At 58.9% G+C, this 21,115-nt stretch carries 15 protein-coding genes; 11 read left to right on the forward strand and 4 right to left on the reverse strand.

What is annotated here, in order from left to right; genetic code table 11:
• The first annotated feature begins 128 nt into the window (after positions 1–128).
• Positions 129–3,227 carry a cation-translocating P-type ATPase gene (locus tag ALMA_RS00610; RefSeq protein WP_094725939.1) on the forward strand — a complete coding sequence of 1,033 codons (3,099 nt, stop codon included), beginning with the start codon at positions 129–131 and terminating at the stop codon, positions 3,225–3,227.
• A gap of 202 nt (positions 3,228–3,429) precedes the next feature.
• On the opposite strand, the gene ALMA_RS00615 is transcribed toward ALMA_RS00610, so the two are convergent.
• Genes ALMA_RS00615 through dcd form a run of 3 tightly spaced genes read right to left on the reverse strand, consistent with a single transcriptional unit; the run spans position 3,430 to position 5,908 of the window.
• Positions 3,430–4,497 carry an alpha/beta hydrolase gene (locus ALMA_RS00615; protein ID WP_094725940.1) on the reverse strand — a complete coding sequence of 356 codons (1,068 nt, stop codon included), beginning with the start codon at positions 4,495–4,497 and terminating at the stop codon, positions 3,430–3,432.
• A gap of 35 nt (positions 4,498–4,532) precedes the next feature.
• Positions 4,533–5,297: a phosphatase PAP2 family protein gene (locus tag ALMA_RS00620; protein WP_094725941.1), complete on the reverse strand. Its 765-nt coding sequence runs from the start codon at positions 5,295–5,297 to the stop codon at positions 4,533–4,535.
• Between the two features lie 5 nt (positions 5,298–5,302).
• On the reverse strand, positions 5,303–5,908 hold the full coding sequence (dcd, locus tag ALMA_RS00625; protein ID WP_094725942.1) for a dCTP deaminase: 606 nt from the start codon (positions 5,906–5,908) through the stop codon (positions 5,303–5,305).
• Positions 5,909–6,040: 132 nt separating this feature from the next.
• Between dcd and ALMA_RS00630 the strand changes: the two genes are divergently transcribed.
• The 5 genes from ALMA_RS00630 (at position 6,041) to ALMA_RS00650 (ending at position 10,136) form a co-directional block, all read left to right on the forward strand.
• Entirely contained in the window at positions 6,041–6,847 is an 807-nt protein-coding gene (locus ALMA_RS00630; protein ID WP_094725943.1) for an alpha/beta hydrolase, read from the forward strand.
• A gap of 22 nt (positions 6,848–6,869) precedes the next feature.
• Entirely contained in the window at positions 6,870–7,184 is a 315-nt protein-coding gene (locus tag ALMA_RS00635; protein WP_086106911.1) for a hypothetical protein, read from the forward strand.
• A gap of 6 nt (positions 7,185–7,190) precedes the next feature.
• The gene (gene ftsY, locus ALMA_RS00640) at positions 7,191–8,321 is read left to right on the forward strand and encodes a signal recognition particle-docking protein FtsY (protein ID WP_094725944.1); all 1,131 of its coding nucleotides are present in this window, start codon (positions 7,191–7,193) and stop codon (positions 8,319–8,321) included.
• Positions 8,322–8,487: 166 nt separating this feature from the next.
• The gene (locus ALMA_RS00645; RefSeq protein ID WP_094725945.1) at positions 8,488–9,792 is read left to right on the forward strand and encodes an ammonium transporter; all 1,305 of its coding nucleotides are present in this window, start codon (positions 8,488–8,490) and stop codon (positions 9,790–9,792) included.
• Positions 9,793–9,797: 5 nt separating this feature from the next.
• Positions 9,798–10,136, forward strand: coding sequence for a P-II family nitrogen regulator (locus tag ALMA_RS00650; protein WP_094725946.1), 339 nt, complete (start codon positions 9,798–9,800; stop codon positions 10,134–10,136).
• On the opposite strand, the gene ALMA_RS00655 is transcribed toward ALMA_RS00650, so the two are convergent.
• Positions 10,133–11,497: an MATE family efflux transporter gene (locus ALMA_RS00655; protein WP_094725947.1), complete on the reverse strand. Its 1,365-nt coding sequence runs from the start codon at positions 11,495–11,497 to the stop codon at positions 10,133–10,135. The two genes, ALMA_RS00650 and ALMA_RS00655, sit on opposite strands and share 4 nt — an antisense overlap.
• 329 nt (positions 11,498–11,826) lie before the next feature.
• Here ALMA_RS00655 and dnaB point away from each other — a divergent pair, with 329 nt between their 5' ends.
• From dnaB to ALMA_RS00680, 5 genes are all read left to right on the forward strand, one after another.
• On the forward strand, positions 11,827–13,248 hold the full coding sequence (gene dnaB, locus ALMA_RS00660) for a replicative DNA helicase (RefSeq protein WP_086106916.1): 1,422 nt from the start codon (positions 11,827–11,829) through the stop codon (positions 13,246–13,248).
• 20 nt (positions 13,249–13,268) lie between these two features.
• The gene (locus ALMA_RS00665) at positions 13,269–14,570 is read left to right on the forward strand and encodes a Mur ligase family protein (protein ID WP_094725948.1); all 1,302 of its coding nucleotides are present in this window, start codon (positions 13,269–13,271) and stop codon (positions 14,568–14,570) included.
• A gap of 9 nt (positions 14,571–14,579) precedes the next feature.
• Positions 14,580–15,353, forward strand: a complete 774-nt coding sequence (locus tag ALMA_RS00670; protein ID WP_275542021.1) for a type 1 glutamine amidotransferase — start codon at positions 14,580–14,582, stop codon at positions 15,351–15,353.
• Positions 15,354–15,565: 212 nt separating this feature from the next.
• The gene (locus tag ALMA_RS00675) at positions 15,566–16,765 is read left to right on the forward strand and encodes an MFS transporter (RefSeq protein ID WP_094725949.1); all 1,200 of its coding nucleotides are present in this window, start codon (positions 15,566–15,568) and stop codon (positions 16,763–16,765) included.
• 316 nt (positions 16,766–17,081) lie between these two features.
• Entirely contained in the window at positions 17,082–20,966 is a 3,885-nt protein-coding gene (locus ALMA_RS00680; protein WP_158520621.1) for a mucin-binding protein, read from the forward strand.
• Positions 20,967–21,115 lie beyond the last annotated feature (149 nt).

Genomic DNA, 21,115 nt, shown 5'->3' on the forward strand with positions numbered 1-21,115 from the left:
AGCGCGAAACGCATCACAGGATTCTCCAGAACATACGGTAGAATAAACGCATACATCAGATATCCGCACAGCACGCGAGGCGTGAAAACGCGCGTGCTGACTACTCTGCGGCGGACCAGGAGAAAGTTATGACCGAGAACGTCGGTGTAACTCATGAACAGTCGCAGGGAAGTTCTGCGACGCATGCAGTGCACACTACCTCAGCATACGGTAACCCGTTCGGGGACGCAGACCCGTCCATCAGCGAGGTCTCTACCGTAGAAAAAGCCATGAATACGAGCATCGAGCACGGACTGTCTTCCGCAGAAGCAGCCGCGCGCCTGACGAAGTTCGGCCGAAACGAGCTCGCGAGCAAGCCGAAAGACCCCGCGTGGAAGCGCTTCCTCGCGCAGTTCCAGGATCCACTCGTCTACCTGCTGCTCGTGGCCACCGTCATCTCCTTCGTGGCGTGGACCATCGAACGCAGTACGAACCCAGCAGACGCTGAACCGCTGCCGTTTGACTGCATCGTCATCGTCCTCATCCTCATCGTGAACGCGGTGCTCGGATACATTCAGGAGAATCGCGCGGAAGCAGCTGTGGAAGCACTCGCACAGATGGCCACCCCGCAGACCACCGTGCTGCGCGACGGCCGCGTGTCCAGCATCGCCACGGCAGAAGTGGTGCCGGGAGACGTCATCATCCTCGGCGAGGGAGACACCATATCTGCAGACGGACGCCTCTTCGAAGCAGCGAGCCTGCGCATAGCTGAAGCCTCGCTGACGGGTGAGTCGCTGCCGGTAGCAAAGAAAGTGGCTGTGCTGGATTCGGTGAAAGCCCTCGGCGACCGCACGAACATGGTCTTTAACGGCACATCCATCACGCAGGGCACGGGACGTGCCATCGTGACCTCCACCGGTATGAACACCCAGGTGGGAAAGATAGCAGACATGCTCTCCCAGACCGAAGAAGAAGCCACTCCGCTGGAAAAGGAGATGGATAACGTCTCGCGCATTCTCGGCGTGGCCGTGGTGCTCATCGCCGTGGTGGTGCTCGCAGCACTCTGGCTGCTCGAAGGCTTCCATAGCCTCGACGACGTCATCGAGTCCCTGCTGCTGGCCGTGTCTCTCGCTGTGGCGGCCGTGCCAGAAGGCCTCGCCACCATTCTGACCGTGGTTCTGGCGCTCGGCGTGCAGCGCATGGCGAAGCATAACGCCATCGTGAAAAAACTGTCTTCAGTGGAGACGCTGGGCTCGGCATCGGTGATTTGCTCGGATAAGACGGGTACGCTCACGCGTAATGAGATGACTGTGGAGACTGTCATCACGCCGAGTGGCGAAGTGCGCGTGACGGGCACGGGCTACGCTCCAGTGGGCATGCTCGTGAATGTGGATGGCAGCGAAGTGACAGCACAGTCGCACCTGCGCCGCGAAGTGGAGCGTGCGCTGGCTGTGGGTGCGCTGGCGAATAACGCGCAGCTGCAGCAGAGCTCGGGCGCGGGTAAGGACGGCGCCGGAACGTGGGAGATCGTAGGCGACCCTACGGAAGCTTCCGTCCTCGTTGCCGCACGGAAGGCACACGCGCTGGATTCGTACCAGAGCGTGGAGCGCCTGGCAGAGATACCATTTACCTCCGAACGTAAGATGCAGACGGTCATCGTGCGAAATGCTGCAGATTCTGCTCAGCTCGTGGCCTACGCGAAGGGTGCTCCAGACGTGCTGCTCGCACACTGCTCCTTCATCGAAGTGGACGGTGTGATTCGCCCGCTGACGGATGAGGACCGTGCGAATGTGCTCGCCCAGGTAGAGCGCCTGTCCTCGCAGGCCTACCGTACTCTCGGCCAGGCGTCGCGCGCGCTGAATGTGACGAGTCTCGGTGATGTGCCAGGCATTCAGAAGGATGCGAGCGGTCACATCGAGGACATCGCTGACCAGAGTGAGCTCATCGAGCAGGATTATGTCTGGCTTGGTATGGTGGGCATCATCGACCCTCCACGCACGGAAGTGCGCGACTCCATCGCTGAGGCTCATCGTGCGGGCATTCGCACCATCATGATTACGGGTGACCATCCGCTGACTGCGGCGCGCATCGCCTCGGATCTGGGGATAATTCGCGCGGACGGCACGAACGGTGGTGGCTCGGGCTTGGGGTCGGGCGCGGACGGCACGAGCTCGGACGGCGCGGAAACGGGCGAGCCGGTATCCGCGCGCTTCGGAAACGCCTTGACCGGCGACCAGCTCGACGCCATGAGCGACGAGGAATTCCAGGCCGCCGTGCAGCAGGTCTCCGTGTACGCACGCGTGGCGCCAGAACATAAGATGCGCATCGTGAACGCTCTGCAGAAGCAGGGGAACATCGTGGCTATGACGGGTGACGGTGTGAATGACGCTCCTGCGGTGAAGTCTGCAGACATCGGCGTGGCCATGGGCATCACCGGTACCGAGGTAACGAAGCAGTCCGCGAAGATGATTCTCGCGGATGATAACTTCTCCACCATCGTGGCCGCCGTGCGCGAAGGCCGCGTCATCTTCGATAACATCCGCAAATTCCTGCGCTACCTGCTCAGCTCGAACGTGGGCGAAGTCTTCACTGTCTTCTTCGGCGTGGTGCTGGCTGGCGTGCTCGGCATTAAGGATCCGTCCTCCACGGGCGTGACCGTGCCGCTCCTGGCTACACAGCTGCTGTGGATAAACCTGCTGACGGATGCCGCTCCGGCCCTCGCTATGGGCGTGGACGGCCAGACGGATGACGTTATGGGGCGCGCGCCGCGTAAGATGACCGAACGCGTTATCGATGCGGCTATGTGGGCAGACATCGCGTTCATCGGCATCGTCATGGCTGCTGTGACGCTCATCGGCATCGACCTGTATCTGCCGGGCGGCCTCGTGACCGACCCTGCTGTGCTGGGAGTTCCGCATGACGAGGCTATAGTTCAGGCGCGAACGATGGGCTTCACCATCCTCGTTTTCGCTCAGCTTTTCAATGCTCTCGCTTCTCGTTCTGCTACGCAGTCCGCCTTCTCGGGGCTGTTCACGAACATGTGGCTGTGGGGAGCCATGGCACTATCCATCGTGCTGCAGCTCTTCGTCATCTATGTGCCAGTACTGAACTCCGCATTCGGTACGACGCCGCTGGATGCGCACCAGTGGCTGGAAGCTATGGGGCTGGCCGCTGCTGTGCTCGTGCTCTCTGAGCTGTATAAGCTCATAATGCGCGCAGTGCGAGGGACTAAGGTACAAGCGAAGTAAGCATTATCGCCTCTTGCAGGGGGAGGGGCCGGTCCGCGAGCACGGGCTGGCCCCTTTTTGTGTAGAGGAAACCTGTAAGGAAAAACTTCCTCCACATGAGAAAAACTTACGCCTAAGGTGTAGCCATTTTTCGGTCCACGATAGGTCCGAAATGGCTACATCTTAGGCGTAACTTTGTATGGTATGCTGTGTTCCCCGAGCGTTACTCCACGATGGCCTGAATGATGGCCATCTCTATCTGGTCGAAGGCTTCGCGTGCCTCCGGGATAGGCTGGAGAGGATAGTCGTGTGTCATCTTCTCGGCGATGTGCAGCTTCGTTTTCACGCCAGCCGTCGTCAGGCGCGTGGCGAAGTCTGTGGTATCCGGGAAGAAGATCTCATCCGTGCCTACGAGGAGCGTGACCTGCGAGCCAGCCCATGCACTCGCATCAGCGAAAGCAGGCGAGATGCGAGGATCGCTCATGCTCCACGAGCCAGCCCACTCGCGTGCATCGACGCGCAGCGTGTCTGGCGAAAGAACAGGGTCGCGGTCGGTGTATGCGGAAATCTCAGAATTGGCCAGAGTGCCGTCCAGCCACGGACTGATAGCTATGATGCCCTCCGGCGCCGGCACAGCCCCAGAGCCAGAACGAGATCCTGTCTCAGCCCACGACGCAGCCAGCCCCAGCGCAAGCCCCGCGCCCGCGCTGTCGCCCATGAGAATGACGCGCTCGTGCGGATTCAGTTCGCGGAATGTGGAATAGAGGGCCGTAATGTGGCGGTACGCGTCCGCGGCTGTGCCGTATGGTGCGGGATCGTAATCCGGTACGAGGATAGTCACACCATAACGCGATGCCAGCGCGCTGATAAATGCCACGTGCGCCGCGCTGATGCCGCCCGTGTAGCAGCCGCCATGCAGGTAGAGGATAGTCGTACGAGGAGCGATGCCATCAGCTGTGGCTACTGTAGCATCGCGCGGTGCGAAACGGTAGGTGGCCATGCCGAAGGTCTCGGACTCAGCGTCGTTACCGTCGTCATACACGGACGCTATGCCGGACTTCAGGACGAGCCCGGGAAGGCCGCGGTCCGAGCGCTCGGTGCCCTTGCGCTCGTCGAGCCACGCCATCTCCTGCTGGACAGTGCGGTGAGGGGTGAGCTCGAGGTACTTGTTTACCGCGAGAGAAAGTCCAGAGCGCTGGAACTTCTCTCGCGCATACTTATCAAATGCCCACGCAGCGCCTGCTACAGCAGCGGCGCCCGCGGCGAGTTTGAGCCAGGAGGAACGAGCCATGGCAGTGTCCTTTCGTGACGTTTTCTGTTATGCAGTTAGTTTTTTGAGCGAATCGCCCCACGCCCAGAGCCGCCGCGCGCCTGCAGCTGCGCGAGCTGGCCGAAGTACACCCACGCGCAGAACGCGGTCCACGCGAAGCCGAGCGCCCAGCCTCCGAGCACGTCCGTGGTCCAGTGATGCGCCACATAAATGCGGCTCAGACCGATGAGCAGCGGAATGACTACGGCCACGACGTTAAAGACGCGAGCCCACGCGCGCTCCACCTCGCTCTTCGCCAGTGTGCTGACGATGATGGCCAGCATGAGCCAGAGCACAGTGTTATTCGCCGAATGGCCCGAAGGGAAGGACTGCTGGTCTTCTACATGCCCCAGCCACAGCGACGAGTCCGGACGTGGGCGCGAAACGAGGCGCTTGAAGGCTGTGACGATGATGACGTCTCCAGCCAGAGCTGCGAAGAAGATCTTCACCTGCAGCCACTTTTTCTTCCACGCGAGCAGAGCCAGTCCCACCACAGCGAGCACGAGCACGATGGTCGTCCCGCCGAAGGAGGACAGTGCAGGAGCCACCACATTCAGGAAGCCGTTACGATGGGCCACCACAGCCGAGGTAATGCCTGCATCCCAGCCACGCGTGAGGCCCGGCCATACGAGCGCGAGCAGGATGAGGAAGATGATGCCGGAGACGCCGGAGGCCCAGGCGAAAGTCTGGCGTGCGGCGCGGATGGCGAGCGCGCGGCCGGACGTCCGTGCTGAGGAGGACGTGCGCGCCGAAGAAGAAGGAGAAGTGCTGTTCATGCTCATAATGCTTAGTTATCCTTGTCTAGATTCAGCTCACCGGACACGTCGGTACGGTAAAAATTGACATAGGAACGCGACGCCGTCGGCCCGCGCTGACCCTGATAATGCGAGCCGTTCGCCGCGCTGCCGTACGGATGCTCGGCCGCGCTGGACAGCTGGAAGAAGCACATCTGGCCTATCTTCATGCCCGGCCAGAGTTTCACGGGAAGCGTGCTGACGTTCGAGAGTTCGAGCGTGATGTGGCCTTCGAAGCCGGGGTCGATGAATCCGGCCGTGGAATGCGTGAGGATGCCGAGGCGGCCCAGCGAGCTTTTGCCTTCGAGTCGCGCGGCGATGGACGAGCCGAGATGCACGTATTCGTACGTGGAGCCGAGGATAAACTCGCCTGGATGCAGAATCCACGGTTCGCTCGCATCCACCTCGTGCAGCTCGGTCAGGTCGCCCTGATCTTCCGCTGGGTCCACGTAGGTGTACTTATGATTATTAAACACGCGGAAGAACCGGTCGAGCCGCACGTCGATGGACGCCGGCTGTACCATATCGGGCGTCCACGGCGTCAGCGAGATCTCGCCGGCTTCCTGCGCGCGCAGAATGTCGTGATCACTTAAAAGCATAGTTCCAGTGTACCGTGCAGACGGCACGTCAGTGGCCGGCTAGGTGTGCGTTTTGTGTGTCAATTTTCCCGCACTCGGCGCTGGCGTGGTTTCACGTCCATCTGCCCCACGCTCGCGCTACACTGAGAAAGTATGAACCACACTCCACTGGAACCGGGCCGGAAAGCCATAGCGGTATCTGGCCATTATGGTGATGAGCTTCGCGTGTCCGAAGCACTGTTCTCGCGCGGTCGCGGGCTGAATAATCCTCGTCGCCCTCTGTTCGTGCTGCTGCACGGCTGGGGGTCGAACGAAGAAGACATCGCTGAGTTCTTCGGAAACTACGTCTCTCCACACAGCGATTACGTCTCTCTGCGCGCACCGCTCACTCTGCTCGACCCGAATGACATGGACCCCTTCGACGACCCAGACTTCGCTGCATGTAGCACGGCGCCGCGCTACGTTCCAGCGCCCGTCACCGGAGCCTATACATGGTTCCACGAGGCTGTGCCGAGTGGCGAAGACCTGGACCGGGACATCTATGCGGCGGCTGTGGCCATAGATAACTGGGTAGCAGACTTTATCCCGGAAGAGCGCGAAGTGGTGCCGTTCGGCTTCTCGCAGGGCGGCGCGCTGGCCGTCCACCTCATGCGTCTGAATCCGCACCGCTATAAGGCAGCGGCCTGCCTTTCGGGCTTCCTGGCGCCGGGAATCGTGGAAGGCTCGCATCCGGGTGATGCGACATTCCAGATGCTCTCTCCGTCTGTCTTTTATGGCTATGGTTTGAAGGATGACATGATTCCACGCTTTGAGTCGAACTCGCTGGCAGCATTCCTGGAGGAATATTCCTTCCTGAAGCTGTGCGAGTACAGGACTCTGGATCATGCGGTGAGCCTGGATGAGTGTAATGACCTTCGCCAGTGGCTGATGGACATAGGCGCGTCCAGTGGCGTAATGTAGGCGCTGATGTAGACTAAGCAGTATGGTATTCGGAATCCTTTTTTGGCTCGCGGTCATCGTGGCGCTCGTGTATTTCATCATACGCTGGGCGCAGGGCGAGGCTGTGATAAATAATCAGGCGAGCGGCCTCAGCTCGTTCGAGCACGAAGACGACGAGGAGCAGGAGAAGCCTAAGCCTGTGCCCCGCGTATCGGGCATGCCGGTGTCGTATGAGCCGCAGGATGGGATTCATGAGTTAGCTGCACAGCTGCGCGAGGATGCGGCGGCAGATTCCACCGAGGAGTCTCCCGTCTACCTCGGAGACGGGTCGTCCGTCGTACCTGTGCACGTGAAGTAGGAGCGTATGGATATACATGTGGTGTGGGCGCTTGTAGCAGCGCTCGTTCTCATCGTCGGCATCGCGCTGGTGGCGTGGGCTCTCGTTCAGCGAAAGAAGAGCCCGGCTCTCCCTCCAGCTCATGAGCCGCAGCTCGCGGAAGAATTGACCGTTCCGGAAGAAAAGGAGCCAGAGCGCGACGTTCCGGAAGACGGCAGCACGCGTATGCGCAGGCTGCGTTCGCGGCTCGCACACTCGGCGAACCCGTTCGGGAAAGCGCTGTTCAGCATTCTGACGCGCGATAACCTGTCCGAAGCGGACTGGGAAGAGGTGGAGGACACGCTGCTGCTCGCGGACGTGGGCGCCGAAACCTCGCAGCAGATAGTCGAGCAGCTGAGGAAGGACGCGCGCGTCGAGGATGCGCAGAACTCTCTGGCCATCCGCGAGATGCTGCGCGCACAGCTTCTGCAGGCAGTGCAGACAGACGCGCACGGCCAGGCGTATGACCGCGAGCTTGAGCTGCACGCGCAGCCGGACGCCAGCGCCACGCACGTCATCATGATGGTGGGCGTGAACGGCTCCGGAAAGACCACGACTACGGGTAAGCTCGCCCGTCTGCTGCTCGGCGAAGGCATGGAATCCATCGTGCTCGGTGCGGCGGATACCTTCCGCGCAGCCGCCGCAGATCAGCTCCAGACGTGGGCAGACCGCGTGGGCGTGCCGGTGGTGCGCAGTGATAAGGAAGGCGCAGACCCAGCCTCCGTGGCTTTCGAAGCGGCGGAGCGTGCTGAGGCAGATGCCGCGAACGTGCTCATCATCGACACCGCGGGACGCTTGCAGAATAAGGCAAATCTCATGGATGAGCTCGGGAAAATCCGTCGCGTGACGGAAAAGAAGCTGCCTGTGGGTGAAGTGCTTCTCGTCCTCGATGCCACGACGGGTCAAAACGGCATGGTCCAGGCGAAAGTCTTTGCACAGGCCATCGGCATCACGGGCATCGTGCTCACGAAGCTGGACGGCTCAGCGAAGGGTGGCATCGTCATCTCTGTACAGCGCGAGCTGGGTGTGCCAGTGAAGTTTGTGGGGCTGGGGGAAGGCCCCGATGACCTCGCACGCTTCGACGCGGAAGGATTTGTGGACGGTATCCTCGGAGACTAGCAGCCTCAGCGCTCGCGCAGGCTCTCCACGAAACACGTTCGACATGTGACAAGGCATTCGTAACCTCAGCGTTACGGATGCCTTTTGTGTGCGAAATGCTCGCGGGCTACCCTCGCTGTATCAGTGGTCGAGATACCTCGATGCACGAACAGCATAGGAGGGGCAGATGAGTACAGGGGACACAGCGTGGATGCTCATATCGAGTGGATTAGTTTTCCTCATGACGCCGGCCGTGGCGTTCTTTTACGGCGGCATGGTACGTGCGAAGGCGACGCTGCACATGATGATGCTGTCCATCGGCGCGGTGGCGGTGGTGGCCGTGGCCTGGGTGGCGTGGGGCTGGTCCATCGCGTATGGCGGGCATTCGGTGCTCGGGCTTTTCGCGGACCCCTTCTCCGGTGCTTTCCTCGGCGGCGTCATCCAGCTGAAGGATGGTGTGTATACGGCTGCGGGACTTTCTGCTTCGGGCTCCTATCCGGTGACGGTGGATGCGCTGTTCCAGATGACGTTCGCGGTGGTAGCGGTGGCGCTCATCAGCGGTGCGCTGGCCGAGCGTGTGAAGTTCGGCACGTGGCTCGTTTTCGCGTTTTTCTGGACGCTGCTGTGTTACGCGCCGCTCGCGCATATGGTCTGGGGTGGCGGCCTGCTGTCTGAGCATGGCTTTCTCTCTCAATTCTTCGGCGTTCCTGCGCATGACTTCGCCGGCGGGACGGTCGTTCATATCAATGCTGCCGTAGCTGCACTGGTCCTCGCGATGATGGTGGGCCGCCGCCATGGTTTCGGCACTGCCGCCTTTACTCCTCATAACGTGCCGTTCGTGCTTCTCGGAGCTTTTCTCCTGTGGTTCGGATGGTTTGGCTTTAATGGAGGGTCAGCCTTCGGAGCGAATGGCACGGCTGCTTACGCTATCCTCACCACGTGTCTGTGTGCGTGTACGGCCACACTCGGGTGGCTGGCTGTGGAAAAGGTGAAGACCGGCCATGCCACTCCTGTGGGTGCGGCTTCCGGCATGGTGGCAGGACTCGTGGGAATCACGCCGTCGGCGGATGTGGTGTCTCCACTGAGTGCCATGGTCATAGGTCTGCTTGTGGGCGTGGTGTGTTACCTCGCCATTAGCGTGAAGTACCGGCTGGGTGTGGATGACTCGCTGGACGTAGTGGGAGTGCATGGTGTGGGTGGTGTGCTCGGCACAGTGTGCGTGGGTCTCTTTTCTGCGAGCCACGGGCTTTTTACCACGGGGGATGTGCGTCTCACACTCCTGCAGGTGGTCGTCGCGCTCGTGGCCATGGCATACTCGGCGGCTATGACGTGGGTCATAGCCATTCTCCTCGAAAAGACTCTCGGCTGGCGTGTGAGCACGTATACAGAGATGACAGGCATCGACCTCGCTCAGCATGGCGAGCGGTCCTATGATCTCACGGGAACAGCACTGCACTTCGAGACTCGTGTGCTGAAGAATCAGAAAGGATAACTCTCATGAAACTCATCACAGCCATACTCCAGCCAGAGACTATGGATGCGGTCATCGAGGCTCTGACCACTCTCGGCATTCATGGGCTGACCATCTCGGAAGCCCACGGATATGGACGCCAGCGTGGGCATACGGAAGTGTTTCGTTCAGCTACGTTCACGGTGGATATCCTGCCGAAAGTGCGCTTCGAAGTGGTCTCCGAAGATGCGCGTGTGAACGAGGTCGTGGATGCCATCTGTGCGGCTGCATACTCGGGCCAGATAGGGGATGGAAAAGTGTGGGTCACACCCGTGGAGTCCATAACACGCGTGCGTACGCGCGAGACGGGAGCAGATGCGCTCTAAACCTCTGTGCGTCTCGAGGATGCCAGGGCTGCTGCCATCCACACATCTCCATGCGCACGCAGGATGTTCCCCATGCCGCGAATGCCCATGAACACGAGGTTAAAGACGAGCCACAGAGTGACCACAGACATGAGAGGTGACGCGCCGGTAGCAGACAGGGTCCACCACGCGAGCGCGAGTGCCGCCACATGAACGCTTGCGGCCAGCACGCACGCGCGTGCGAGGTAGCTAAAGTCTCCCGCGCCGATGAGCACACCGTCGAGTGCCCAGAGCCAGCCGTGGTACGGGAAGAAGAGCGCTACGACCACCATGCTCACGGCGATGAGCTGAGCTGTGGCCGCCTGGGTGGTGAACAGTCCTGCACCGAACCAGCCGAATGCGGCAAATCCCAGTCCCACATACGCTCCCCAGACGATTCCTGCGCGCTCTATCTCCCGCACGAGCATGCGTGCTCGGTGCATATCTCCCGCTCCGAGCGCTACGCCCACGAGTGCCTGTCCTCCTACGCCGATGGCGTCGAGGATGTTTAGCGCGAGGTTCCAGGAAGAATTGACCGCCTGATAGCTGGCCAGCACACTCGTGCCGAGCGCGGTAGCAGCCATCACCGTGGCTACCATGCCCACACGCACAGCTGCCGTGCGCACGAAAAGCATGACGCCGTTTTCTGCGCTCGCCAGCACGCCGTGAAGGTCTGGGCGCACGCTCACGCTGTTTCGGCGCAGCACCGGCCCGAGGTAAGCGAGCAGAATAAAACACATGACCCACTGGGCGATGGCCGTGGCCACGCCCGAGCCCATCACGCCCCAGCCGAAGCCGAAGATGAACCAGGCGTCGAGTACCACGTTCGTCAGTGCGCTCGCCACTGCGGACCACAGCGTAATGCCTGCTTTACCGAGGCCGCGGAACATGCCGTTCGCCGCGTAGGAGATGAGGGTACCCGTAATGCCCAGGCTCGCGGTCTGCACATAGATGACTGCTGCATCGAGCACCGCACCGCGTGCACCGAGAGCCAGGCTGAGCGGCTGGGCGAGGAGAACTAAGGCTGCCGTGAGCACGATGCCGATGATGGCCGCGAGCCACACTCCGGCGACTCCTGCCTTGAGGCCCTCGCGCGTGCGCTTCGCCCCCATGAGCTGCGAGACGCGCGACGTAGTGGAGTAGGCGAGGAAGAGGCACAGACCCACGCTGGTGAGTACGAGCGTCGAGCCCACGGACAGGCCGGCGAGCGCTATATCCGAGATGCTGCCCACGAAGGCCGTGTCTGCCATGACGTAGAGCGGCTCGGCGATGAGCTGGCCGAGCGTGGGGATGGCTATGGCCGCGAGCTGGCGGCGGACGGCTTTCGGAGAGGTAGCGGGCATGGGGCTTCTTTCGTTCTGGATTTTCCAATTTTCTATCCTATGGACAAGTCTCGCCGACGACACGATTTTTCACCGCTGGAGAGCTGCGTATGGGATGTATACAGGGGCTTATCCACGGGTTATCCCCAAGTTATCCACCTATTTATCCCCAAATTGTGGATAAATCTGGCAGTTATACGCAGATTTGAGCGCGACACGCATAAAAAATGTGGATAACTCTGGTTTTGGGGAGGAGTTTTCCACTCGAACTAGGTATAGTGTGTGGATATTTTTCTGCCACTAGATAGCGGAATGGATGTTCCCTCCCGCCTCTCGACTAGAATGAGCGTATGCCTGAAAACATGACTGATGATACTTTTTCGAGTGATTGGCGTTCTGAGTCTGGACAGCAGCGCTCTCAGCGCCGCCGCGATGATGACCTCTTCGGCGGCACTCCACCGTATGACGAGACGGCAGAGATGGCTGTCCTCGGTGGCATGCTGCTCAGTAATGACGTCATCGCCGAAGTCAGCGAAATCCTCGGTGCACATGATTTTTACATTCCGAAGCATCAGACCATTTTTTCGGCTATCATCGAACGTTTCGCGGCGGGCGAGCAGGTGGATGCTGTGCTCGTGGCAGATACGCTTCGCGTCAAGCAGGAGCTGGAGAAGGTAGATGGTGCAGACTACCTGGCCAGCCTTATGCATGCCGTGCCAGCAGCCATAAACGCCATCCACTACGCGGATATCGTCCATAGGGATGCCATGCTGCGCGACGTGATCCAGACGGGTATCCGCATTACTCAGATGGGCTTTGCAGCAGAATCTGCCGATGCAGAAGAAGTGGTAAATCTCGCACAGAACTCCGTCTACCAGCTCTCGGATGGCCACGTGCGTCAGGACTACCAGTCCATCGGCGAAAGTGTGAAAAGCACTCTGGACCGCATCGAGGAAATTCAGTCCGGAGCCATGGTTCCTGGCGTATATACTGGCTTCCGCGATATCGATAATGTGACGAATGGTCTGCAGCCAGGGCAGATGATCGTGGTGGCAGGCCGCCCAGGTATGGGTAAATCCACCATAGGCATCGACTTCGCGCGCCATGCCGCTCTGCATGAGAATATGCCGACGGCAGTGTTCTCTCTGGAAATGAGTAAATTGGAACTATCTCAGCGCATTATCTCGGCGGAAACGGGCATTCCACTGCGCGCGCTCAGGGAAGCGGAGAATATAAATGAGGACGAATGGCGAAAGCTGAACGCCTTCCAGGACCGCATCGCAGACGCGCCGCTGTATCTGGACGACTCGCCGAACATGAGCATGATGGAAATTCGCTCGAAATGCCGGCGTCTCGCGCGCCAGGGCCTGCGTCTCGTGGTCATCGACTACCTGCAGCTGATGAGCTCAGGGAAGCGCGTGGAGTCGCGTCAGCAGGAAGTCTCCGAGTTCTCGCGCTCCTTAAAGCTCCTCGCCAAAGAGCTGGAAGTGCCGGTCGTGGCGCTCTCTCAGCTGAATCGTGGTGCAGAAGCACGCGCAGACCGCACGCCTATGATCTCGGATTTGCGCGAATCCGGCTCTATCGAGCAGGACGCGGACGTGGTCATGCTCGTGCACCGTCCGGACGCGTACGACCAGGAAGACCGTCCGGGTGAGGCAGACATCATTATGGCGAAGCACCGTAACGGACCGACGGCCACGTTCACGCTAGCCTTCCAGGGGCACCTGTCGCGCTTTATGGATATGGCCACGGATTACAGCCAGGGAGTATAAGGGGTATAAGGGGATTAGATATGCCGAAGACTTTTCTTTCGTCGCTCACACCAGCGCTCGGTAAAGCCGTGCGCGCGGCAGCTCGCCTACGCTCTGGAGGTAAGGGTGGCACGGCGCTGCCAGGACGCGTGGTCGAGGCGATGGATGCAGACTTTATGGCCCGCACGCTCGCGCAGCTTCCGTATGGCGTGGTCCTCGTTTCGGGTACGAACGGGAAGACGACCACCACGCGCATCGTCTCGCAGGTGCTCGAGCAGCTGGGTCTGCGCGTGTTCACGAATCCGACCGGTTCGAACTTTACGCGCGGTGTGGTCTCCGCTCTGCTTGACGCCGTAGACATGCGCGGGCGGCTGCAGGCAGATGTGGCTGTGCTCGAGCTGGATGAGGCGTATGCCGTGCATTTCGTCGAGAAGGTAAAGCCGCGGTACGCGTTACTGCTGAACGTTCTTCGAGACCAACTCGACCGTTTCGGAGAGATAGACACCACGGCGAAGATGCTCGGTGCGGTAGCGGCCGCTACCACGGGGACTGTGGTGCTGAACAGGGAAGACCCGCGCGTGGCAGCGCTCGCTGAGCTCGCGCACTGTAATGTGGCCTATTACGGGCTTTCGGATGACCTGCTGAGTTTCTTCCCCTCGGATGATGCTATGCATGCTCAGGACGCTGTGGCAGCAAACCCATCCCATGCGCACGAGGCGAGTGTGGCGCTCACTGGACTCGACGGACATAAGGCGCGGCTGAGCTTCGCGGGAGACCCGCAGCCTTACGAGGCTGAACTGAAGCTCGAAGGCGTCTATAACGCGTTTAATGCCGCCGGCGCACTCGCCATGGTACGCGAAGTGATGGAAGCGGATGCGGGGGACCTCGTGCGTGCCGTCTCCACGGTGACCCCAGCCTTCGGGAGAGGCGAGTCCATCCGCGTGGGAGAAGACACGGTGGAGCTCATCCTCGTGAAGAATCCTATGGGATTTAGGCTGGCACTGAAGTCTTTCGCGGCTGAAGACCATGAGACCATGATCATCATTAACGATGAGTATGCCGATGGGCGCGATATGAGCTGGCTGTGGGACGTGGACTTTAGCTCGCTACAGGGCACGGGAGTGCATACGGTGGCAGGGGTGCGTGCCACGGATATGGCTCTGCGCCTCGCTTATGACGAAGTACACGTAGGAGCGGTTCAGGAGGATGTGGCCGCAGCGGTGAAGTCCTTCGTCCGTGAGACGACAGGGCGGAATAAGCACATCTACTGCACGTACACTGCCATGCTGGCCGCACGCTCCGCCATGGCACAGATAGCGGACGTGGAAGACGTGGGACTGTAGGAGGAAGAATTGGATAACGAAAAAAACGAGGACAGCCGCGTACTGGACATCGTCTCGCTCTACCCGAACGATATGAACATCTACGGGGACACGGGAAACGTGAAGACTATGGAGCTGCGCGCGCGGCTCTACGGCTACGAACCGCGTATTCACGCGTATAACGTGGGCGACGCATGGCCTGAACACGTGGACCTCATCCTCGGCGGCGGCGGTCAGGATAAAGGGCAGGCCGTCATCAGCGAGGACCTCTTCGCACACGCGGACATCCTGCACACGCTGGCAGAAGAAGGCGTGCCTATGCTGCTCATTTGCGGCATGTATCAGCTTTTCGGCGAGTACTTCGAGACTGTGGAGGGGCAGCGCCTGCCGGGCATTAACGTGCTGAACGTGCATACGGTGGGTCAGGATACGCGCATGATAGGAAACCTCGTGGAGACGACCGCCGAGTGTGGAGCCATCGTGGGGTATGAAAACCATTCCGGTCAGACCATCGTGAACTCGAACGAGACGCAGCCGTGGGCTGAAGTGCACGCGGAAGGCACGGGGAATAACGGCACGGATTATACGGAAGGTGCACGCAAGTATAACGTCATCGGCACGTATATGCACGGGTCGGTGCTGCCGAAGAATCCGCAGCTGGCAGATTTCCTGCTGAAGAAGGCTGCGGAACACCGGTACGGGACATTCGAGCCGAGGAGCAGCGCGCAGCAGCTCGCACAGCTGGAAAAGCTGAACGCGCTGGCGAAAGCTGCTTTCGAAGTGGCGTCGAAGCGTCCGCGGTAGGAGGTGCGAGTACAGGGTATGTATACGTGAGCATGCATACCTGGACAGTCGTCTTCGTAGTGTATCCTTGATAAGGCGAGTTTTCCGCGCGCACATGCGCACGTGGTCTCGCTGATACAGCGGAATTGATAAAAACCACGCATGCATGGCTGAGGATAGACCGAGAGAAGGGGTACAGCGATGCCTGCTGCGCGGAGAAAAATCGAGGTAGTATGACTACTCCTAAGAAAGCTGGGATAATACAGATTATCCCAGTATTTATCGCGTTCTTCACTATGGCCTTCGTGGACCTCGTGGGAACGGCGACGAATTATGTCAAACCAGAATTTAATCTCTCGAATTCCACGGCGAATTTGTTCACCACGATGGTGTTCTTCTGGTTCCTTATCCTGTCCATTCCTACCAGCATGCTCATGAATAAGATAGGCCGTAGAAAGACGGTCATCGTGGCCATCTGGGTGACCGTGGCTGCCATGTTCGTGCCACTTGTGGCGTACATGGGTGCCAGCGGTGACGTGCGCTTCGCGCTCATGGTGGTCTCCTTCTGCCTGCTGGGCATGGGTAATGCGCTGATGCAGGTGTCTCTAAACCCTCTGATGGCGCTCTTCGCCACGGGTGACCGCTTGGCATCGATGCTCACCACGGGTCAGTTCGTGAAGGCCATCGCCTCGCTCATCGCTCCGTACATCGCCGCATGGCTCGCGGCTGCGTATAACGCATGGTGGGGCATTTATGCCATTTACCTCGTCATCGCTGTGGTGGGCGTGGTCGCTCTCCAGCTCGACCGCATCGACGAGCCGCCGCTGAAGGCGGAGCAGACTTCTTTCGTGGACACTGTGCGTCTGCTGAAAGATCCGACTATCCTGCTGTGCTTCCTGGCCATCGTGGCGCATGTGGGCATCGACGTGGGCGTGAATGCGCAGGCTCCGCGCATCCTTATGGAGCATACGGCGACCGAGCTGAGCGTGGCCACCTTCGCTACCATGGTGTACTTCATCGGCCGTATGGCGGGCAGCTTCCTCGGTGGCATCGTACTGCAGCGCATCAGCAGTAAGGCTGGGCTGCGTCTGTGTGCGCTCTTCCTCGGTACGTCTGCGGTACTGTATGTGTTCTTTACGCTTTCTTCTGTGAATCCTCCTGTCTGGGCATTCTGGACGGCCACGTTCCTGGCTGGTTTCGGTAATGTGAACGTCTTCGGCATCTCTCTGGCACGCGCACTGAATAATGTGCCGGATAAGCAGAATGAGATCTCGGGTCTCATGATTATGGGTCTCGTGGGTGGAGCCATTATCCCGCCATTCATGGGCGTGGCAGCGGATGCTTTCGGCCAGATAGGTGGCGTGGCAGTGATGTCTATCTGCGTGATTTATGTGGTGGTACTCGCTGCTCGGTATTCGCTGATAGAAGAGTAATAGAAGAGTAAAAACTTTCAGCTTCTTTTCAGGGTCGTCTCAGGTTTTGTGCAGAACGAGCACAGACATGCGGCGACCCTTTTCATGTGACGAATATCACACTGGTGTGTAGGTACTGGGATTACTCTGCTGTGAGAGATAAGGCATAGTGCGAAGTGGCGAAAGGATGGATAAGCCTATAGACTTGCATGTGGAAAGAATTATAGCTTTACGCTATGTTTAGAGCGTTTTTGGATCATTTTTTCAGATGTTTTTCCAGACGCGTATAAAAAGGAAGTACATGAATTTAAGGGCTTATAGAAACCCTGCCAAGATAATGCTGGCGGCATTCGCAGCAGTCGTTCTGGCTGTAGTCATGATTATACCTGGCATTCTGCCAGGTAATGCTGCTACAGCAAAGGCAGTGACGAATGAGATATCCGGCACGCTCAGTGCGACGCCTGGAACATCGAGTGTGACGAACCAGCAGCTGACAGTGAAGACCACGACCACCGAAGCTGCTTCGGCTGGCGATTATGTGGAGTATACGTTCACGAATGTGGCCTCCACTACTCTGGATAACCAGGATATTAAACTGGCTGACGGCACTATCATCGGTAAGCTGCGCGTTATTAGTGTGGCTGTGACCCAGGTGAATAAGCAGTCCAGCGGAAACGCGTCCCTCCAGCAGGATACGACGCTTGATTCCTGGACAGCCACAGTGAGTGCAGTGTTTAACAGTGAAATAGAGCGTTATCCGAACGGAACCACTTTCGAGTTCTCATCCAAAGGCGTCTCCATGCCGGTGGTCTGGGCGAATAAGAACTATGAGCTTCACTCCACTGTAACCACCACGAATGGGACGGGTAGCATAGAGAACACACTCACTATCCCACTCTATCCACCTTCTACGGGTGGCCCTAGTGTGGGAGTGATCGGTACCATTACGTTCGATTCAAACCAGAATATGACGACGGATTCGACTCTCGTGTTCGTTCCGCAGAAGGACCTGAATGCTGGAGATGAAGTAACATTAAACCTTTCAGATGCCTCGGGTATCCAGTTTATTCCTAGTAAAGTGAAGACTGCCGCTATCACGAAGACGGCGACTCGTCGGGTGACCACGCAGACCCCTGTAAATGGGAACGGTGCTTACATTATCGAGTCTCCAAGCGCTACTTTACAGGTGACAAACGTCACCGCGAAGTCCATTACGGTGAAAATCATCAGCGGACGTATACCAGTGCTCCGTAGTTTCGATATCCCGCTGGGCGCGAATGTAGTGGATCTGACACAGAATAACTTCACGAATAATAACTCTCGCTTCCGCGTACCTGATACCACGCAGACTATAGCAGGCGAGGCCGTAGGAGAAGCAAGTGGATATTCCGTGCAGGGTGCAGCTACGAACGCGGGACCTGTAAACCTCACCACCTACCATGACGAAAAGGGGAACGAGATTAAGTCTCGCACGGTGGGTAAGTCCCCAGGAGTAGAAATTGACGGTTACAAGTTCATCCGCTCGACGACGTCCTCCAGCGGAGACGTGGATAACATCTACCATAAGCTTAAAACGCGCTTCGTGGACGAAAAAGGAACGGAAATCCCAGGACATCCGGAAGTAGACGGAACGCAAGATAAGCGCGATATCGAGGGCTGGACGTACATCAGCACGACCACCGAGGATAACGGTGACACCGTGCACGTCTACCATAAGACGGCCGAAAAGGAAGAAACGAAGACCGTCACCCGTACCGTGAAGTTCATCGACGCGACCACGGGTAAGGAAATCCATGACCCTGTGACGCAGACCGTGACCATCAAGCGGACGAACGTGGTGGACTCGGTAACCGGTGACATCATCACGCCAGGCACGTGGTCTACCGCGACGTGGCCGAAGGTGGATGCGCCACAGATAGAGAACTATGACCTCGCTGTCAGCGCTCCTCGCGCGGACGAAGTAACCGTGACCTCGGATACCGAGAATGCGGAAGTGACCATTCCATACACCCAGGGTGAGGAAAACGTCACGGAACGCAAGACCGTGAAGCGCACTATCACGTATGTGGACGCGTCTGACGAGTCGAAGCAGGTCGCGAAGACTCAAGAGCAGACCGTCACCATCGAGCGGACGAATGTGCGAAACAAGGTAACGGGCGAGATCACGACCTATGGCGACTGGTCTACGGGTAAGTTTGACGCTGTGGACTCGCCATCGGTGGATAACTATGATGCTCCAGATACGGCGCGTGTGGATGAGCTCGCTGTGAACGGGGACTCCACGGACACGTCTGTGGTCGTGAAGTATCCTCAGGGGACCGAAGAGGTTCCTGAGCGCCGCATCATCACGCGTACGATTAAGTATGTGGATGCGTCTGACCGCTCGAAGGAGCTGGCGAAGACTGTGGAACAGCGCGTGACGCTGACGCGTACGAATGTGCGGAATAAGGTAACGGGCGCTGTCACGCAAGGTACCTGGACTACGGGTTCCTTTGAGGCGGTACCATCCCCAGCAGTGGAGAACTACGGTGCGCCATCCGATGCGACCATCGGTGCTATAGACGTGACTGTGGGTACTCCGAGCAGCACGCTCACCGTCACCTATCCTCAGGGAACGGAAGAGGTTCCTGAGTCGAAGACTGTGACGCGTACCATCACGTATGTGGACGCTTCCGATGAGAAGACTGAAGTGGCGAAGAGCGTAGAGCAGAAGGCCACCATCTCCCGCACGAATGTGCGTAACAAGGTGACTGGCGCTGTGACCGAAGGCCAGTGGTCTCCCGCGCAGTGGGATGCTGTGACCTCTCCTACCGTGGAGAAGTACGCCGCTCCAGATAAGGCCAGCGTGGATGCGGTGAACATTACGGCGCGGACGGAAGACGAGAACGTCGTCGTGAAGTACCCTCAGGGTACGGAAAACGTTCCTGAGTCGAAGACCATCACGCGTACCATCACGTACGTGGACGAAGTGGATGGTAAGGAGATAGTCACGCACGTCCAGCAGTCGGTGACGCTCACCCGCACAAATGTGCGTAACCTCGTCACCGGCGCAGTGACCGAGGGCACGTGGTCCACGGGCAGCTTCGACGCAGTGCAGTCTCCTACCGTGGAAAACTACGGTAAGCCAGACACTGCTACCGTCCCAGCACTGAATGTGACGCCAGACATGGAAGACTCGAGTGTGGTCGTGAAGTATCCGCAGGGCACTGTGGAAGTTCCTGAGTCGAAGGACATCACACGTACGATTCGCTACGTGGACGAGACGGACGAGAAGACCGAGGTGGCCGACACCGTCACGCAGACCGCTACCGTCAAGCGCACGAACATCCGTAACCTCGTCACCGGCGAGGTAAAGGAAGGCACGTGGTCTACCGCGAAGTGGGATGCTGCGAAGTCTCCTGCTGTGAAGAACTACGGAGATCCTGATACCGCTTCCGTGGATGCGGCAGATGTGACGGCTGAGACTGCTGACTCGTCTGTGGTCGTGAAGTACCCACAGGGGACGGAAGAGGTTCCTGAGTCGAAGGACATCACCCGTACCATCACGTACGTCGATGCGGCGAACGAGAAGACTGAGGTAGCGAAGACCGTCGAACAGAAGGCGACACTGACCCGCACGAACATCCGTAACCTCGTCACTGGCGCGGTAACCGAAGGTGTATGGTCTGAGGCGAAGTTCGACTCTGTGGAGTCTCCTGAGGTGGCGAACTACCTGGCTGCAAGCCTCGCATCCGTGGATGCTCTCGACGTGACGGCTGAGACTGCTGACTCGTCTGTGGTCGTGAAGTACCCTCAGGGCACTGAAGAGGTCCCTGAGGAGAAGACCATCACCCGTACGATTCGCTATGTGGATGGTTCCGGCCGTGAGATCGCCGATGCTGTGGTCCAGAAGGTGACGCTCAAGCGCACGAATATCCGTAACCTCGTCACCGGTGCGGTGACGGAAGGCGAGTGGTCCACGGGTACTGTGGATACGCAGGTTTCGCCTGAGGTGGCCGGATACGTGGATCCTTCCCAGCTCGAGGTGTCTGCAGCTCAGATTACGGGCAGCTCGAAGGATGAGACCATCACCATCGTCTATAAGCAGACCCCGGCTGCTGTTCAGGCTGAGCAGACGCAGAAGGCTCAGCTGGCCCGCACGGGTTCGAACGTTCTGGCTTTGGCTGGAGCTGTTCTGCTCGCTGCCCTGGCAGGCTTCGGTCTGAAGAAGCTGCGTCAGTAGCTCGGTAGCTCGAGGAAGGTCAATTCTTCCTTTCCCTTCGCTAAAAGTGGCGGAAAGACACGGCGTGTCTTCCCGCCACTTTTCTATTCCGCGAATGATGTATTCTAGAAATGGAAGAGAAACAGCGAAGTGTTTTTCTGCGGAAGGGT

The organism is Alloscardovia macacae (assembly GCF_002259705.1).
Lineage (GTDB): Bacteria > Actinomycetota > Actinomycetes > Actinomycetales > Bifidobacteriaceae > Alloscardovia > Alloscardovia macacae.

Bases quoted from the DNA above. Each gene is read 5' to 3' on its own strand.
- ALMA_RS00610 (WP_094725939.1), top strand. From the start codon at position 129: ATGACCGAGAACGTCGGTGTAACTCATGAACAGTCGCAGGGAAGTTCT.
- ALMA_RS00615 (WP_094725940.1), bottom strand. From the start codon at position 4,497: ATGGCTCGTTCCTCCTGGCTCAAACTCGCCGCGGGCGCCGCTGCTGTA.
- ALMA_RS00620 (WP_094725941.1), bottom strand. From the start codon at position 5,297: ATGAGCATGAACAGCACTTCTCCTTCTTCTTCGGCGCGCACGTCCTCC.
- dcd (WP_094725942.1), bottom strand. From the start codon at position 5,908: ATGCTTTTAAGTGATCACGACATTCTGCGCGCGCAGGAAGCCGGCGAG.
- ALMA_RS00630 (WP_094725943.1), top strand. From the start codon at position 6,041: ATGAACCACACTCCACTGGAACCGGGCCGGAAAGCCATAGCGGTATCT.
- ALMA_RS00635 (WP_086106911.1), top strand. From the start codon at position 6,870: ATGGTATTCGGAATCCTTTTTTGGCTCGCGGTCATCGTGGCGCTCGTG.
- ftsY (WP_094725944.1), top strand. From the start codon at position 7,191: ATGGATATACATGTGGTGTGGGCGCTTGTAGCAGCGCTCGTTCTCATC.
- ALMA_RS00645 (WP_094725945.1), top strand. From the start codon at position 8,488: ATGAGTACAGGGGACACAGCGTGGATGCTCATATCGAGTGGATTAGTT.
- ALMA_RS00650 (WP_094725946.1), top strand. From the start codon at position 9,798: ATGAAACTCATCACAGCCATACTCCAGCCAGAGACTATGGATGCGGTC.
- ALMA_RS00655 (WP_094725947.1), bottom strand. From the start codon at position 11,497: ATGCCCGCTACCTCTCCGAAAGCCGTCCGCCGCCAGCTCGCGGCCATA.
- dnaB (WP_086106916.1), top strand. From the start codon at position 11,827: ATGCCTGAAAACATGACTGATGATACTTTTTCGAGTGATTGGCGTTCT.
- ALMA_RS00665 (WP_094725948.1), top strand. From the start codon at position 13,269: ATGCCGAAGACTTTTCTTTCGTCGCTCACACCAGCGCTCGGTAAAGCC.
- ALMA_RS00675 (WP_094725949.1), top strand. From the start codon at position 15,566: ATGACTACTCCTAAGAAAGCTGGGATAATACAGATTATCCCAGTATTT.
- ALMA_RS00680 (WP_158520621.1), top strand. From the start codon at position 17,082: ATGCTGGCGGCATTCGCAGCAGTCGTTCTGGCTGTAGTCATGATTATA.